Below are 590 nucleotides of genomic sequence, written 5' to 3' on the forward strand. Positions count from 1 at the left end.
GACCTGTTAAACGAAAAACGGGACCTCCGAAAAATGCAGCAGGAGATGCAGCGCGTTCTGGACCAGGAACGGCTCGTCGTTTTTTCGGAAGTGGATGTCGTTCCGGAAATCGTCGACGGAATCGTCAGTGTCTCTCAAGCCAACGGCATGGCTTCGATCGAAAGCAACACCGTCATGGTGGGGTGGCCGGAGGACGCCGATCGCATGGTCGAATTCTTCCAGGTCATGCGCCGATTGGCCCACCTCAACAAATCGTTCATTTTAGGCCGCATCCGGCCTCGCTACCTGCTGCGCCGCGAAGGTATCCCTCGGACGGTGCACATCTGGTGGGGCGGCCTGCAGCGCAACGGCGATTTGATGCTGCTACTCGCCTACCTGATGACCCGAAACCACGAATGGCGCGACGCCCACGTCCAGATCATGAGCATCGCCATGGACGCAACCATGAAAGCGCATACGGAGTGGGATTTGGCCCAGTTGATTCCCAAAACGCGCATCGAGGCTGAATCCTACGTATTTCTGAAGCCCCAAGGCCAAACCGTCATGGACCTGATCCATGAAAAAAGCCGAAACGCCGAGGTGGTTTTTTT

1 protein-coding gene is annotated in these 590 nt (G+C 56.4%); it reads left to right on the top strand.

The genetic code is table 11. From position 1 onward, the window contains the following. Positions 1-45 precede the first annotated feature (45 nt). Positions 46-590: hypothetical protein (locus KDM41_18620; GenBank protein ID MCB1185438.1), on the top strand; the 545-nt coding region annotated here is incomplete at its 3' end.

Source organism: bacterium, from assembly GCA_020440705.1.
Lineage (GTDB): Bacteria > Krumholzibacteriota > Krumholzibacteriia > LZORAL124-64-63 > LZORAL124-64-63 > JAGRNP01.